Here is a 500-nt window from a genome sequence, read left to right as displayed (position 1 = left end):
TAGGCTGGCCAGTTCCTAGGCTCTGGACCCATTAATTTGGTTGCCGTGTGCGGGCGATCTTGTTTCAAGCCCCCAAACTTTAGGGCGCGTGACGAGCAATCTTTTCTGGCTGACTGACGAGCAAATGGCCCGGCTTCGACCGTATTTTCCGAAGAGCCATGGCAAGCCACGCGTTGATGACAGGCGTGTCCTGAGTGGCATTATCTTCATTAACCGCAATGGTTTGCGTTGGATCGACGCACCAAAGGAATACGGTCCGCCCAAAGCGCTTTACAACCGCTGGAAGCGGTGGAGCGACATGGGCGTGTTTGCTCGGATCATGGTGGGGCTTGCTTCGGAGGGAGCAGATCACAAGACGGTCATGATCGACGCGACTTACCTCAAGGCGCACCGCACGGCCTGCAGCCTGCGGTTGAAAAGGTGGGCGTGGTAGGCTGATCGGGCGCACGAAAGGTGACATGAACACAAAGCTACATGCCGTCACCGATGCCGTAGGGCGA

Annotated in this window: 1 pseudogene; it reads left to right on the top strand. The window is 57.0% G+C overall.

What is annotated here, in order from left to right:
• Window positions 1–124: 124 nt before the first annotated feature.
• Window positions 125–500: pseudogene (locus tag UB90_RS22345) on the top strand (IS5 family transposase); the annotation flags it as partial.

This window comes from Tritonibacter mobilis (assembly GCF_001681715.1).
GTDB classification, from domain to species: domain Bacteria; phylum Pseudomonadota; class Alphaproteobacteria; order Rhodobacterales; family Rhodobacteraceae; genus Epibacterium; species Epibacterium mobile.
This window is presented reverse-complemented; position numbering and strand designations above follow the sequence as displayed.